This window comes from Qipengyuania pelagi (assembly GCF_009827295.1).
GTDB classification, from domain to species: Bacteria; Pseudomonadota; Alphaproteobacteria; order Sphingomonadales; family Sphingomonadaceae; genus Qipengyuania; species Qipengyuania pelagi.
Genome location: NZ_WTYD01000001.1, coordinates 1,311,671 through 1,326,416 on the forward strand (window position 1 = coordinate 1,311,671; position 14,746 = coordinate 1,326,416).

Below are 14,746 nucleotides of genomic sequence, written 5' to 3' on the forward strand. Positions count from 1 at the left end.
CCGTTTCCTCCGGGAAGCGGCGGCGGTTTTTAAATGTCAGCAGGTGATCGCCATTTTCTTCGCACGCGCTTCGCTCGCCCTTCCGTCCACTGCTCTGGCCGCGCTGGCCCTGGCCGGATGCGCGAGCATTCCGGCTACTGGCCCGGAGGCGCCGTCGCAGGTCAGGCCGGACGCCCCTTCCGCCTCGGCGCAAGCCGCCTTCTCGGAAGATCTCACGCGTCGCACCTTCACCTATTTCTGGGAGACCACCGATACGGAGCGCTGCCTTGCTCCTGACCGCTGGCCATCCAACCCCTTCTCCTCGATCGCCTCGACCGGCTTCGCGCTGACGGCGTATGGGATCGGGGCCGAGCGCGGCTATGTCAGCCGCGAGGATGCCGCCGCGCGCACGCGCGATTGCCTCGAATTCTACTGGAACGCGCCCCAGGGATCGGCGGTCGACGGAGTGTCGGGCCACAAGGGCTTCTTCTACCATTTCCTGAAGAACGAGGACGGGACGCGCTTCGGCAAGACCGAGCTTTCCACGGTGGATACATCCTTGTTGCTCGGCGGCGTTCTGTTCGCGCAGAGCTATTTCGATCGCGACAATCCGACCGAGGCCGAAATCCGCGATCTTGCCGAAAAGATCTATGCCCGCGTCGACTGGACCTTCGCCCAGCGCGAGAACAGCACGATCCCTTCGGCCAATGGCGGGAGCGGCAAGGCCATCGCCATGGGCTGGTATCCCGAGCGCGGAGATGACGGCGATTTCGGCACGCATGACTGGGTCGGCTACAATGAAGCGATGCTGGTCTACATCCTCGCCGCCGGATCGCCGACCCATGCGATCACCAAGGAAGCCTGGGATACCGGGTGGGCCGCGGACCTCGAAAAGGACTGGGGCAGCTATTACGGCTACGAACACCTCCAGTTCGAGCCCCTGTTCGGGCACCAATACAGCCATGTCTGGGTGGATTTCCGCGATATCCAAGATGACTACATCGCGACGAAGGGCATCGACTATTTCGAAAACAGCCGCCGCGCGACGCTCAGCCAGCGCGCTTACGGGATGGACAATCCGAACGACTGGGTGGGCTATTCCGGCGATCTGTGGGGCTGGACCGCGTCTGACGGACCGACCGGCGCCGCCAATGGCCGCGTGGTCAACGGTAAGCCGCGCCGGTTCCAGGATTACAGCGCGCGCGGCGTCAGCGCGGTACGGGTCGTCGATGACGGCACGATCGTCCCGACCGCGCCGGGCGGCTCGGTCGCCTTCGCCCCGGAAGTCGCGATACCCGCGCTGATGGCGATGCGCGAGCGCTATGGCGACAGGCTCTACACACGTTACGGTTTCAAGGACGCCTTCAACCCCAGCTACACCTTCACCGACGTCGGCAGCCGGAGCGGAACCGTGGACGCCGAAACCGGCTGGGTCGCGCGCGACCATCTCGGCATCGATCAGGGCCCGATCCTGGCGATGATGGAAAACCACCGCAGCGGCCTCGTCTGGCGCACCATGCGCAAGAACCCGCATATCCGGCGTGGCCTGGAACGGCTCGGCTTCACCGGCGGATGGCTGGAAACGCCCGCCGAATAGGCTTCGGCGCTCAGCGCGATTCGAGTTCGATATCCGCCAGAACGGGGTAGTGATCCGAAGGCAGGCGGCCGCCCCAATGCTGGGTGAACGTCGCGTGGCGGATCACGCCGAGGCCTTCCGACACGAAGATGTGATCGATCGGCTCGTCCGCATTGCGCGTTATGTCGAAGGCGGTGAAAGTGCCGGTCGGGCCGTAGGGCGGTGAACGCGAGATCGTGCGCGTGTTGGCAAGGCCGCTGCGTCCCGGATCGGCGAGGATTTGGATCGGCGCGCTCGATGGAGCGGCGTTGAAATCGCCCATCACCAGAACCGCCTCGCCCGCGTCGCGATAGCGCTTCGCCCAGGCCGCGATCTGCGCCGCGCTTTCGCGTCGCGCCTCTTCGCCGACATGATCGAAATGGGTGTTGAGGACGCGAATGCGCTGCCCTGTCCTTCGATCCTGCAACAGCGCCCAGCTGGCGATGCGCGGCAGGGACGCGTCCCAGCCCTTGCTCGGCGTATCGGGCGTCGGCGAGAGCCAGAACGTGCCGCTCTCCACGGCCTCGAACCGCGCGGTCTTCCATGCGAGCGGGGAGAATTCACCCTTCGTCCTGCCATCGTCCCGCGCCACACCGGCGAAGCGGTAGCTCGGCAGAGCCGCCTCCAGATCCTGTTTCTGGTTCAGCAGGACTTCCTGAAAACCGATCACGTCCGGCTCGTGATAGGCGATCGTCTGGCTCACGATGTCCTTGCGATAAGGCCACGCATTCGCTCCGTCCGACGCCGTGTCGAGGCGGATGTTGAAGGTCATCGCCCGGAGCGTTTCGCCCGCGCGACCGGCGAAAGGGGCCGTGTGGGCGCAGGCCGACAGACCCGCGGCAAGGGCCAATCCGGCCAGGATCAGCGGAAATTTCGGAATTCTCACGATCCCGGCTCCTTGCGGTGGCTCAACAGCCAGAGATACAGCGCCGGATCGGCATAGGCCGGGTCCCATGCATTGTGGCCAAGGTCGGGATAGATGGTGAGGCGGCTCTCGCGCCCGCCGCATGCCCTTATCGCGCGCGCCATCGCGAAGCTGCCTTCGGGCACCACGACATCGTCACGATCGCCGTGAAAGGCCCAGGCGGGCAGGTCTTTCAGCGCGCAGGCGGTTGCGGGATCGCCCCGCCCCGCCACTGCGGCGATGGCAGCGAAGCGCGCGGGCTCGACAGCTGCCCAGCGCCAGGTCGCATGGCCCCCACGGCTAAGGCCCGTCAAATAGACGCGCTCCGGGTCGACCGGCAGAGTCGCCATGGCATGGTCCAGGATCGCGTCCAGCTTCGCGATGTCCCAATCCTCTTCCGCGGGCAGCAGAGGCGAAATCAGGATGAAGGGAAAATTCGGGTCGCGATCCGCCAGCTTGGGCGGGCCGTGCACCTTGACCCGCGCGACATCGCTGCCCCGCTCGCCCGAACCGTGGAGGAACAGCATCAGCGGATAAGTCGCCCCGTCCGTCTGGCTCGCTTCAGGCACACCGGGCGGGACGAAGAGCTGATATTCGTAGCCCCCGGCAGTCAGAGCCGGTTGCGCGTGCTGCCCGGCCTGGGGCGGCGGCGCGGCTTCGAGCGGGCCAAGGCCCGTGCATCCCGACAGAACGAACAGAGCGGCCAGCGAACGTGCTAGGCGAGTGGGAACGAAATCATTGAAGGCGAAGGACATGAGGCGGCTCTCCCGATCCGGCAATTGCGCCTTGGTAACCGGTTACATAGAGCGCGGCTAGACCTCTCGGACGTTCACGTGCCGGGTTTGAACCCGCCTGCCGTCGACCCGCGCACCGCCAGGGTCGGCGCGATGACGAGCCAATCCTGCGCGTCCGGCGTTTCCCCGGCCAGCATTCGGAACAGCAGTTCCGCCGCCGCCGCGCCGAGGCGCGTGATGTCGGAATGCACCGTGGTCAGCTGCGGGGTCACGTATCGGGCCAGCGGAATGTCGTCGAACCCGGCGACCAGCACCTCGCTGCCGATCGTCAGCGACGCCTCGCGCAGTTCGGCCATGCAATCGACCGCCATGATGTCGTTGCCGCCGAATACCGCATCGAAGCGCGTTCCGTTCTCCAGCAGATAGCGCGCGGCATCGCGCCCGGCATCTTCGCGGAAATCGCCCGGCAGGACCAGCGGATCGGTGATGCCAAGCCCTTCCTTCAGCGCCTCGCGAAAGCCGCGCTCGCGCTCCCTCGCGTCGCGATTGCTGGCAGGCCCCGCGATGTGGACGATGTGGCGCGCGCCGCGTTCGATCAGATGCTCGGTCACCAATCGCGCGCCCGCGTAATCGTCGACCGCGACGAAGGGCGTCGCCCCGTCCGAACTGCGCGCGTTCAAAAGGACGGCGGGTATCCCGTGCGTCAGCGCCTGGTCCAGCGTCTCCGCGCTGGAATGGGGCGGCATGACCAGCAATCCGTCCACCCGACCGCGCATTGCCCGGATCGCCTGCCCGGTCTGCTCCGCACTGCCATGCATATTGCCGAGCAGCAGGTTCTTGCCCGCGCCCTGCACCGCCAGATCGATCCCGCGCACGATCTCGGAAAAGAATTCGCCGAACAGGTCGGGAAGGATCACGCCGATAGTGTCGGTTTGCCGCCGCGTCAGGCTGCGCGCGCCGCTATGGGGGACGTAATTGAGTTCCCTGGCGGTCGCTTCGATCTTGGCGCGGGTTTTCGCCGTCACGCTGCTGAGGCCGTTGAGCGCGCGCGACGCTGTCGCCACCGAGACCCCTGCGGCCTTGGCCACTTCCCTGATCGTTATCGCGCTTCCCACACGGACGGTCTATCGCCGTTTGGCTCTTGCGCCAAGCGACAGTACGGTCACCGCCCTAGAATTTGCGCCCTAGAATTTACGCATCGTCGCCAGCAGGATGCAGGCGAGCGCTGCGAAACACGCCAGCAGCGCAAACAGGGCCTGGAAGCCGAACATCGGGATCAGCGCCAGCACCAACCACGGCATGATCAGCGACGGCACGGTGTTGGTCAGATTGAAGATGCCCAGATCGCGTCCGCGAGTGGCCGGGCGCGGCAGAACGCGCAAAGTCTGGCTGGCGTGAAGCGAAAGGAAGACGCCCGCCATGATCGCGAAGACGACGTAGCCCGCAATCCCTGCGGTAATGTCCTGCGCGAAGGTCAGCATCGCAAGGCCGATCGCAGCTCCGGCAGCCGTGATCGTCAGCGGCAGACGCGGTCGCCGGGTGGAATCGGACCATCGCCCCACGATCAGCGCGAGGGGGACGCAGGTGAACAGCACCACGGTGAAAAGCTGGGCGACCCGGTTGTCGGTAACGCTGGCATCGAGCGTGCGAAACCATAGCAGCAGGAAAGCGAACAGGGCGGCTTCCGCAATCTGGATCAGCAGCCGCACCATCCACATCCGCGCCACCGGCGCGCGATCGGCGGGGTAGGCCGGATCGCCCGCCACGATCGGCTGGCGCGTCTCGTCTTCTGCCGAAGATGCCATCAGCTGCGGCATCGCGCGGGGGCGCCCGAACACGACCACGGGTAAAACCATCACGGCGACCAACCCAGCATTGAGGATGAGCCGCATCTGCGGAGAGGCGAGGTCCGGTACGGTCAACAACACGCCCGTCAGCGCCCCGGTCGCAGGTGCCACGGCCAGAAGTCCGCCCAACGTGCCCTTCTGTTCGTCGGGTACGCAATCCCCCGCCCAGGCAAAAAGCGGCCCCAGCATCATGTTGAGCGCGACCTGCCAGGCCGCGATCGCCGCGAGGAACAGGGGAACGCTCTCGATCCGAAACAGGAGCGTCAGCAGCACGCTCGACAGGATCAGTCCGGCGACGATCCATGGGCGGCGCGTTCCGGTGACATCGCTCGCCCAGCCGAACGCGATGTTCCCCAGGCTCGCCGCGATCGCGCCGACGAAGGCCGCGTAGGAGAGCACCACGATCCCCTCCCCGCCCCAGACATCCGTGGCATAGACTGGCAGGAACAGGGTCAGCAGTGGTGCGTAGGCGGCCGACCCGCCCGCTGCGGCCAGTGCATACAGCACCAGATAGCGCGGCGATTGCAGCCGCGATCCTCCCGATCTCTCCCTCATGGATGGGCCCTACTCCGCCTGGACGGCGGTTCCAAGCACCAAGCGTACAGCTTGTTCGCCAGCGCGCTTGGCGCTAGCCCAGCGAGATGAGTACGAGGGAGAGAACAGTCCAAGCCGAAGCGGGCGAGCGACGCAGAGTCACGTCCTTCGACGTCGCCGAACGTGCAGGCGTCAGCCAGTCCACGGTCAGCCGCGCACTCGCCGGGCTGGAGACGATCACCGCCGCGACCCGCAGGCGCGTGGAGGAGGCTGCGCGCGAACTCGGCTATTTCGTCGATTCCCGCGCCGCGCGCCTGCGCAGCGGGGACACGCGCACGATCGCAATCGTAGTCATCACGCGCGAGGGCGGTGACGTGCGGGCGATCAACCCTTTCCATTTCACGCTCCTCGGCAGCACCTGCGCAGCGGCGGCCGCGCGCGGGTTCGAGGCGTTGGTCACCTTTCAGAGCGAGCCCGAGCAGCTGTTCGGCCGCTTCGTCGAGGAACGGCGGGCCGACGCGGTGATCGTGATCGGTACGACTGCCAATCTTCCCGCCTGGGAGCATTTCCGCAATCTGTCCGAAGACCAGCCGAACATGGCGTTCTGGGGCGTGGGCGGCGAAGAGAACGAATGGGTCCGCTCAGACAATCTGCAAGGCGCCCAGCTGGCAGTCGAGCGGCTGGTGGCGGCAGGCCATCGCCGGATCGCTTTTGTCGGCGAGACCGGCGGGCATCAGCTCCAGTTCGGCGAACGGTACGAAGGCTATTGCCGGGCGATGACGGCCCAGGGCCTCGCCCCCCTCCCCCCGGTGACTGGCACGGGCGAAACGCGCGATGGGCAAGGCCGCGCCGCGATGGAGGCGATCCTGAAAGGCGATCGGCCCGAAGGTCTTTTCTTCGCCTGCGATGCCATGGCGCTCGGTGCGCTCGACCATCTTGCGCAACGCGGTATCGACGTGCCGGGGGACATCGGCGTGGTCGGATTCGACGGTCTGGGCAGCGGGGCGCATTCGCATCCTCCGCTCACCACCGTGGAACCTGAATTCGCGCTCGCGGGCGAGATGCTCGTTTCCGTCGCGCTGGATGCCGGATCAAGCGAGCGGCGCGTACCCGTCAGACTGGTCGAACGCCGGAGCGTGCGCGCACCACGCTGAAAATCAGCCCGTCAGATCGGTGACGAAATCCTCGGTCCAGTTCTGGACATTCTCGTCATGCACCGTTCGCACCATCTTGTCGTAACGGGCGCGCCGCTCGTCGAGCGTCATGTCGAGCGCCCTGCCGATGGCATGGGCGACATCGTCGGGACTGTGGGGGTTGACCAGCACCGCGTCCTCCAATTGCTGCGCCGCCCCTGCAAAGCGCGACAGGATCAGCACGCCGGGATCGTCCGGGTCCTGCGCCGCGACATATTCCTTCGCGACCAGGTTCATCCCGTCGCGCAGAGGCGTCACCAGGCCGATCTTGGCAGCCCGGAAAAAGCCGTAGAGCTGCGCATGGGTGTAGCCGCGGTTGACGTAGCGGATCGGCACCACATCGACCTCGGAACGCGCGCCGTTGATCTGGCCCGTTTTCTGTTCGAGCAGGGTGCGGATCTGCTGATAGCTTTCGACATCTTCGCGACTGGGCGGAGCGACCTGGATATAGACGAGGTCGCGCACCCTCTCCGGGTGCTGATCGAAGAAGCGGCCGATCCCGTCGATCCGTTCGGGCAGCCCCTTCGAATAATCGAGCCGGTCGACCCCGATCATCGCCGTGCGTCGCCGGGTGGACGACAGCAGGCGCTGTTCGGCCTGTCGCGATTCGCCGGTATCGCCCTGCGCCTGGAAGTGATCCCAATCGATCCCGATGGGATAGGCCCTGGCCGTGACCGTCCGCCCGTCGAGCGTGACCGAGCCGGTCGCCTCGTCCACCTCCGCGCCCAGCTCCTTGGTGCAGTAATGCAGGAAGCTGTCGAGCCATTCCTGCGTCTGGAAGCCGATCAGATCGTATTGCAGCATCGTGCGCACCAACCGCTCGTGATACGGCAGAGAAACGAACAGGCGGGTCGGCGGCCAGGGAATATGGAGGAAGAACCCGATGCGGTTGGTGATCCCGCGCGAACGCAATCGTTCGCCGAGCGGGATCAGATGGTAATCGTGCACCCAGACGAGATCGTCTTCCTCGATCAGCGGCGTAACCGCTTCGGCGAAGGCTTCGTTGACCCGCTCATACCCCTTGCCGGTTTCGCGCTCGTATTCGGTGAGGTCGAGGCGGTAGTGGAACAGCGGCCACAGGGTCGCGTTGGCGTAGCCGTTGTAATATTCGTCGATATCGCGCTTTGAAAGGTCGACTGTCGCGGTGGTCACGCCATCATGGGTCTGGGTATCGATCCCGCCACCCGCGCCCTCTTCGCTTTCCTGCCCCGACCAGCCGAACCAGACGCCGCTATGCTTGCGGAGCGCGGAATTGAGGGCCCCGGCAAGCCCGCCCTGCGCTCCGGCAGCGCCGCGCGCCTTGGGTACTGCGACCCGGTTCGAGATGACGACGAGTTTCGCTATCGGACTTCACTCCACGGTTTGGACAACAGACCGGCGCAATTGATCACTCCTACCAGCGAGTAGGTCTGCGGGAAGTTCCCCCACAACTCGTTGTTTTCGTAATCCAAATCCTCGCTCAACATCCCCGAGCGGGTGGTATGGCCAAGCATCGTCTCGAACAGGGTGCGCGCTTCGGTGTCCCGCCCCGCGATATGCAGCGCCTCGATCAGCCAGAAAGTGCACACGTTGAACGCGGTTTCCGGCGCGCCGAAATCGTCCTCCGCAGCATAGCGGAGCATGTGATTGCCGCGCCGCAATTCCCGCTCGATCGCGGCGAAGGTGGAGGTGAAGCGCGGATTGTCGGGCGAAATGAAGCGCAGTTCGATCATCTGCAGCAGGCTGGCATCGAGATAGTCGCTCTGGAAGCTGGCGCCGTAATGGCCCCCATCCTCGCTGTCCTTCCACGCCTCGGTCTCGATGCGTTGCCGGATCGCTTCGGCGCGCTCCCGCCAAAATTCGCGGCGATCCGCCTTGCCGAGATGATCGGCGACATTGGCGAGCCGATCGCAGGCCGCCCAGCACATCACAGCGGAATAGGTATGGACTTCCTGCCGGGTGCGGAATTCCCACAGGCCCGCATCGGGCTGGTCGTGCATCGCCCAGGCCATTTCGCCGACCTGTTCCAGCTTCGCGAAATCGCGATCGTCCGCCATGCGCAAAAGGCGCCGGTCGAAGAAGCCCTGCGCGGTCGGCATCACGATCTGGCCGTAGCAATCGTGCTGGACCTGGGTGTAGGCGGCATTGCCGCGCCTGACGGGCCCCATGCCGCGATATCCGGCGAGGTTCGTGGCGAAGGTCTCTTCCAGCTCGTGTTCGCCCATCACAGAATAGAGCGGCTGGATCTGTCCCCCTTTGGCCGAATCGACGATATTGCGCAGATAGGCGAGGTATTTCTCCATCACGTCGAGCGCGCCAAGCCGGTTCAAAGCCTGCACCGTGTAATAGGAATCGCGAATCCAGCAGAAGCGGTAATCCCAATTGCGCTCGCTGCCCGGCGCTTCGGGAAGCGAAGTCGTCAGCGCGGCGACGATGGCACCGGTTTCCTCGTGCTGGCACAATTTCAGCCCGATCGCGCAGCGGATCACCTCGTCCTGCCATTCCAGCGGGATATGGAGGCCGCGCGTCCAGATCTTCCAGTAATCGCGCGTCAGCGCTTCCATACGCTGCAATTCCGAACGCAGATTGCCGCTGAACGGTTCGTCCGGGCCGAGGAAGAAATGCAGCTCGCTCTCGACTCTGAAGGATCGATCCTCGAGCACATATCCGATCGGCGCATCGGTGCTGAGCCTCAGGGCCTGCGGACCGATCAGATAGCGGACGTGATTGGTCCCGTGCGTGGTCGGCGCGATCTCGGCACCGTAATCGCGCATCGGCTTCAGCACCACGCGCAGCCGCGGATTGCCGGACACCGGGCGGACATTGCGGACCCAGGCCACCGGACGGTACATCCGGCCCGAACTTTCGAAGCGCGGACAGAAATCGCGGATTTCGACCGCGCTGCCATCCTCCGCCTCGATCCGGGTCACCAGAATGGCGGTGTTGCGCTCGTAATGCTGTTCGAGCGAAATCTGCCCTTCGAGTTCGAAACGCCAGATCCCCGCATCGCGTCGGTCGCCGTTGAGCAACGCGCAGAACACCGGATCGCCATCGACGCGCGGGACGCAGCCCCAGACAAGTGCGCCGGTGCGGTCGACCAGCCCGCTGACCTGACAATTGCCGATCGGCCACAATTCGAGATCGGCCTGTTCGAAGCTCTCGCTGGGGCGCAAAATATCGTGCGAAACACTCATAGCCCCAACCATTCGATGGTTCGCGCCACGTTCGCAAGTGCGAAATGGGCGCTACTTCCCTGTCGATCGCCCACCAGGACCCCGCCGCCGCCCATTTCGGCGCAGGCGGAGAACCCGTCATCATCGGTGACGTCATCACCCACGAACCATGGTTGTGCGCCTGCGAAGGCAGGCGTTTCGAGAAAGGCCCGCACCGCACCGCCCTTGTCCGCACCGGGCCGGACCAGTTCGACGACCGCCTTGCCGCTCCTGACATCGAGATCGTGTTCTTTCGCCAGATCGCGCGCGAAGGACAGCACCATCGCCCCACTTTCCGGCGCGGCGCGATAATGCAGCGCGCCGCCATGGCTCTTCGCTTCGTATAACAGCCCCTCACGCTCGGCGAGGCGGCGCATGGCCTGGACCGCGGCTTCGGGAAGCCCCTCGGGCTCCTCGCCAAGCCAGCGACCGTCGGCGTGTTTGCGCGCCGCGCCGTGCGATCCGGCGCGTGCCACTGCGATATCGGGCAGATGGCTCTCGATATCGTCGAGCGCGCGCCCGCTGACGAGCGCGAGGCGCCCATCCAATCGATCCGCCAGCGCCTTCAACCGCGCGCACAGTGTCGGCGGAACGTGGATGGCGTCGGGCGTATCGGCAAGTTCGACCAGTGTCCCGTCGAAATCGAGGAACAGCGCCAGCGGCCCGCGCTCCGCGAGCCGGTCGAGAGGGGGCGGTGGAGGCAGCGCAGAGGACTGGTTCATGCCGCGCGTCTTAGCGATGCGTGGCCTGCGCGATCAAGCGATGTCGGATGGCGCCGGCAAGTCCTGGTCTTGGAACAGCCTTCGGGCAGTTCCGCTACACCTGTATGGATATGGGATAATGGTAGCGGAGGAGGGACTTGAACCCCCGACACGCGGATTATGATTCCGCTGCTCTAACCACCTGAGCTACTCCGCCCCATCGGCGCACCGCATCGGGATGCGGGTGCGGGAAAGGCGCCCTGCAAGCCTATCCAGCCCCGGGCAGGCGGCGCGTTTACGGCGATGGTCCGCTGGGGTCAACCGGGAAAACGCCCGCCCCGCAGGCTCGCTCACCCGCGAAACGCGAAGCCGCGAACGTATTCCCACGGCCCGCCGATATAGCGGTACAGAGAGAGGCCGGGAAACATGAAATCGCGGGCGGTGACAGTGCCGACCATCTGCGCCTGGAGAGCTTTCGCCTCCTTCGAAGTGACCTTGTTCTGGATCGTCACGTGCAGCCTCGGACGATGCTGGTCCTGCGCGCTCAGCATCCCGTGGAAATGGTCCGCGATATGATCGCGCAATTCGAGCATATCGGGGCTCGACAACTTCAGCGCCGTCCCGCCGCCGAGCGACATCACTCCTTCGAGCCGCGCGGGCACGGGCGCGATTTCGCCTGCCAACCGCGCGAGGAAGCGCCGCGCCTCGTCTTCGCACTGGCCGGGAAGCGCGTGAAACAGCGTGACATGCGCTTCCAGGTAATTGCGCTCGGGCGGGAAATGCTCGTCCCGTAATCGGGTTGCCCAGCTGTGGAGGTCCGGCGGTAGCTGCGCCGTCAGAATCAGCGGCGCATCGCTCACATCTCGCCCCGTTCCCGGCGCAGGGCGAACCATTTTTCGACATTGCGGTTATGCTCGTCGAGCGTCTGGGCGAAAGCGTGGCCCCCGGTCCCATCCGCCACCATGTAGCGCGCATCGGTCTCGGCCGGGTTCAGCACCGCCGCGATCGCCTCGCGACCCGGATTGGTGATCGGCGCCTTGGGCAGGCCGGTCATCGAATAGGTGTTGTAATCGTTGACCGCCGCGATTTCGGACTGGCGAATACGGCGGCCGAGCGGCTTGCCCCGCGTGATCGGATAGATGATCGTCGGATCGGCCTGCAAGAGCATCCCGTCCTTCAGGCGATTGGAATAGAGACCCGCGACCATGCGGCGTTCGCGCGCGACTCCGGTTTCCTTCTCTACGATGGAGGCGAGCGTCACCGCATCCTGGATATTGTCGACCGCGATATCCGAAGCGCGCTTGGGCCAGGCTTCGGCGAGATAGTTCTGCATCGCCGCCTGCATTCGCGCAAGGACACGGGCGCGCGGTTCTCCGCGTTCGAAATCATAGGTGTCGGGAAGCACCGATCCTTCAACCGGAACCGGGATCTCGCCGGTCAGAAGCGGCTCGGCCATCAGGCGCTCGTGCACCAGGATCGAAGGGGTGCCTTCGGGAATCGTGACGAAGCGACGGATCGGTTGGCCATGCTGCAACGTGTCCAGCATTCCCGCAGGGCTGATCCCGGCGGGCAGCAGGAATTCCCCTGCCTGGACCGGATCGCCGCTGCCCAGCAGCTTGGCGCGCAGCAGGAAGCTGTTCGCCGACGCGATGGCGCCTTCCGATTCGAGCTTGTCGGCGACTGCCGTCAAACTCGATCCCGAAGCGACGGTGAATTCGCGATCCTCCTCGATATCCGACGTCGCCCACCAGCCCGCCGCCAGCCAGATGACACCGACAAGCGCGACCAGTGCGGCGACCCCCGCCGCCAGCAGGCCGATCCGCTTCATCTCAATCGACCTGCTTGACCACCAGCGAGGCGTTGGTGCCGCCGAAGCCGAAGCTGTTGTTGAGCGCCGCCCTCACTTCGCGCTTCTTCGCCGTGTGCGGCACGAGATCGACGCCCTCGGTCCCCTCGTCGGGATCGTCGAGATTGAGCGTGGGAGGCACGATCTGGTCGCGGATGGCGAGCATACAGAAGATCGCCTCGACCGCGCCCGCCCCGCCAAGCAGGTGGCCGATGGCGGATTTGGTGCTGCTCATCGACGCGCCGCACAGATCGTCGCCCAGCACGCGCTTGACGGCGGCCAGCTCGATCGTGTCGGCCATGGTCGAGGTGCCGTGCGCGTTGACGTAATCGATGTCGCACGCCTCCAGCCCGGATTTCCTCAGCGCCATCTTCATGGCCAGCTCCGCGCCCTTGCCTTCGGGGTGCGGGGCCGTGACGTGATAGGCATCGCCCGACAGGCCGTAACCGACCACTTCGGCATAGATCTTCGCGCCGCGCGCCTTGGCGTGCTCGTATTCTTCGAGAACGACGACGCCCGCGCCTTCGCCCATCACGAACCCATCGCGGTTCTTGTCGTAGGGGCGGCTGGCTTCCTTGGGCCGGTCGTTCATGCTCATATTGAGCGCGCGCGCCTGCGCGAAGCCTGCCACGCCGAGCGGGTTGATGGTCGATTCCGCCCCGCCCGCCAGCATGATGTCGGCATCGTCCAGCGCGATCATCCGCGCCGCATCCCCGATGGAATGCGCGCCCGTCGAACAGGCCGTGACGACGGCGTGGTTCGGACCCATCAGGCCGTATTTGATCGAGACCTGCCCGCCGATCAGATTGATCAGCCGTCCGTGGACGAAATGCGGGCTGACCCGGCCCGGACCCCGTTCCGCCAGCACCAGGCTCTCGCTCTCGATACCCGGCAGGCCGCCAATGCCCGACCCGATCGAAACGCCCGCGCGCTCCTTCGTGGCCTGATCCATGTTTTCGAGGCCCGCATCCTCGATCGCCTGACCCGCCGCATCGATCCCGTATACGATGAAAGGATCGACCTGGCGCTGGACCTTGTGATCCACGCGCTTGTCGGGATCGAAGCCCCAAGGGTGGTCCTTGGGCTTCACCTCGCAGGCGATCAGGCATTTCTGGCCCGTCGTGTCGAAGCGGGTGATCGGCCCCGCCCCGCTTTCCCCGGCGAGCAGATTGGCCCAGGTAGTCTCGACATCGCCGCCCAGCGGGGTGACGAGGCCCAGTCCGGTTACGACGACGCGGCGCATAGGAACTCTCCGAAAAATGCAACAGGCCCGGCCCGGCTAGGGGCTCGGGCCTGTCCGATCCCGCCTTTCAGGGGCGGGTTAGCCAAACGGGCGATCAGCCCTTGTGCTCTTCGATATACTTGGTCGCATCGCCGACGGTGGTGATCTTCTCAGCCGCATCGTCGGGGATTTCGACACCGAATTCTTCTTCGAACGCCATGACGAGTTCAACGATGTCGAGGCTGTCGGCGCCCAGATCGTCGATGAAGCTGGCATCCTGCGTCACCTTGTCGGCTTCCACGCCCAGATGTTCGACGACGATCTTCTGCACGCGCTCGGCGGTATCGCTCATTTTATTCCCTCTCGAAAAATGGGGGTTTGCAAATTGGCTTTCGCCCTAATGAACGGGGCGGCGCAGCGCAAGGGCATCTCGACCCATTGTCCGATCAACCGCCGAACCTTTGCGACATCCCGCGCGTTGGCAGAGATACTACCAACCCCATGAAGGGACGCAAATCAATGACTTCCACCGTATTCAAGAGCCTGACCGACACCACATTCGATTCGGTCGAAGGCTATCGCAAGGCGCATGAAAAGGCCAAGAGCGCCCAGTTGAAGCAGGCCTTGCAGCAGCGGCTCGACAAGCGGCAGCAGACGCTCGGCACTCTGAATGCCCAGCTCGAACGCCAGGGCGACGAATTGGTGACCAAGGGCACAGTCACCGGCGACCTGCACCGGATGTGGACCGATATCACCGACCTGTTCGAGAATGGCGACGAAGCCGCTGCCGAGCGCGTCGAGGAAGGTGAAGATTACATCAAGGGCAAGTTCGAAAAGGCGCTGGAAGGCGACGATCTCGAAGCCGACGAGCGCGCTCTCGTTCAGCAGTGCCTCGCGGAGATCAGCGAAGGCGAACGCTTCGGCGACATGATCGAGAAGCAGTACGACTGACAGCCGCACTGAAATTCAAGATAAAAGGG

Annotated in this window: 14 protein-coding genes and 1 tRNA gene; 3 read left to right on the top strand and 12 right to left on the bottom strand. The window is 65.0% G+C overall.

From position 1 onward, the window contains the following. The first annotated feature begins 43 nt into the window (after positions 1–43). Positions 44–1,576: a glucoamylase family protein gene (locus GRI47_RS06455; protein ID WP_337190655.1), complete on the top strand. Its 1,533-nt coding sequence runs from the start codon at positions 44–46 to the stop codon at positions 1,574–1,576. Positions 1,577–1,586: 10 nt separating this feature from the next. Here GRI47_RS06455 and GRI47_RS06460 read toward each other — a convergent pair whose 3' ends face one another. From GRI47_RS06460 to GRI47_RS06475, 4 genes are all read right to left on the bottom strand, one after another. Then, entirely contained in the window at positions 1,587–2,480 is an 894-nt protein-coding gene (locus GRI47_RS06460) for an endonuclease/exonuclease/phosphatase family protein (RefSeq protein ID WP_160660483.1), read from the bottom strand. Beyond that, positions 2,477–3,253, bottom strand: coding sequence for a carboxylesterase family protein (locus tag GRI47_RS06465; RefSeq protein ID WP_160660484.1), 777 nt, complete (start codon positions 3,251–3,253; stop codon positions 2,477–2,479). The genes GRI47_RS06460 and GRI47_RS06465 overlap by 4 nt, the downstream gene beginning before the upstream one ends. A 74-nt stretch (positions 3,254–3,327) precedes the next feature. Then, on the bottom strand, positions 3,328–4,320 hold the full coding sequence (locus GRI47_RS06470) for a LacI family DNA-binding transcriptional regulator (RefSeq protein WP_337190656.1): 993 nt from the start codon (positions 4,318–4,320) through the stop codon (positions 3,328–3,330). Positions 4,321–4,416: 96 nt separating this feature from the next. Further along, the gene (locus tag GRI47_RS06475) at positions 4,417–5,634 is read right to left on the bottom strand and encodes an MFS transporter (protein WP_160660485.1); all 1,218 of its coding nucleotides are present in this window, start codon (positions 5,632–5,634) and stop codon (positions 4,417–4,419) included. Between the two features lie 86 nt (positions 5,635–5,720). On the opposite strand from GRI47_RS06475, the gene GRI47_RS06480 reads away from it, so the two are divergent. Then, positions 5,721–6,767, top strand: coding sequence for a LacI family DNA-binding transcriptional regulator (locus tag GRI47_RS06480; protein WP_160660486.1), 1,047 nt, complete (start codon positions 5,721–5,723; stop codon positions 6,765–6,767). 3 nt (positions 6,768–6,770) lie between these two features. On the opposite strand, the gene GRI47_RS06485 is transcribed toward GRI47_RS06480, so the two are convergent. The 8 genes from GRI47_RS06485 to GRI47_RS06520 form a co-directional block, all read right to left on the bottom strand. Continuing rightward, positions 6,771–8,150 carry a trehalose-6-phosphate synthase gene (locus GRI47_RS06485; protein WP_160661346.1) on the bottom strand — a complete coding sequence of 460 codons (1,380 nt, stop codon included), beginning with the start codon at positions 8,148–8,150 and terminating at the stop codon, positions 6,771–6,773. Continuing rightward, positions 8,147–9,979 carry a glycoside hydrolase family 15 protein gene (locus GRI47_RS06490; RefSeq protein ID WP_160660487.1) on the bottom strand — a complete coding sequence of 611 codons (1,833 nt, stop codon included), beginning with the start codon at positions 9,977–9,979 and terminating at the stop codon, positions 8,147–8,149. The genes GRI47_RS06485 and GRI47_RS06490 overlap by 4 nt, the downstream gene beginning before the upstream one ends. Further along, complete coding sequence (gene otsB, locus GRI47_RS06495) at positions 9,976–10,719, bottom strand: trehalose-phosphatase (protein WP_160660488.1); 744 nt, start codon at positions 10,717–10,719, stop codon at positions 9,976–9,978. Before otsB ends, GRI47_RS06490 begins: the two co-directional genes overlap by 4 nt. A 119-nt stretch (positions 10,720–10,838) precedes the next feature. Continuing rightward, a tRNA-Met gene (locus GRI47_RS06500) sits at positions 10,839–10,915 on the bottom strand. Positions 10,916–11,048: 133 nt separating this feature from the next. Further along, the gene (locus GRI47_RS06505) at positions 11,049–11,558 is read right to left on the bottom strand and encodes a 2'-5' RNA ligase family protein (RefSeq protein WP_337190657.1); all 510 of its coding nucleotides are present in this window, start codon (positions 11,556–11,558) and stop codon (positions 11,049–11,051) included. Continuing rightward, entirely contained in the window at positions 11,555–12,526 is a 972-nt protein-coding gene (mltG, locus tag GRI47_RS06510; RefSeq protein ID WP_160660490.1) for an endolytic transglycosylase MltG, read from the bottom strand. The genes GRI47_RS06505 and mltG overlap by 4 nt, the downstream gene beginning before the upstream one ends. 1 nt (position 12,527) lies before the next feature. Next, complete coding sequence (gene fabF, locus GRI47_RS06515) at positions 12,528–13,787, bottom strand: beta-ketoacyl-ACP synthase II (RefSeq protein WP_160660491.1); 1,260 nt, start codon at positions 13,785–13,787, stop codon at positions 12,528–12,530. Positions 13,788–13,881: 94 nt separating this feature from the next. Next, positions 13,882–14,118 carry an acyl carrier protein gene (locus GRI47_RS06520; RefSeq protein WP_067683987.1) on the bottom strand — a complete coding sequence of 79 codons (237 nt, stop codon included), beginning with the start codon at positions 14,116–14,118 and terminating at the stop codon, positions 13,882–13,884. Between the two features lie 167 nt (positions 14,119–14,285). Here GRI47_RS06520 and GRI47_RS06525 point away from each other — a divergent pair, with 167 nt between their 5' ends. After that, the gene (locus tag GRI47_RS06525) at positions 14,286–14,717 is read left to right on the top strand and encodes a ferritin-like domain-containing protein (RefSeq protein ID WP_160660492.1); all 432 of its coding nucleotides are present in this window, start codon (positions 14,286–14,288) and stop codon (positions 14,715–14,717) included. Positions 14,718–14,746 lie beyond the last annotated feature (29 nt).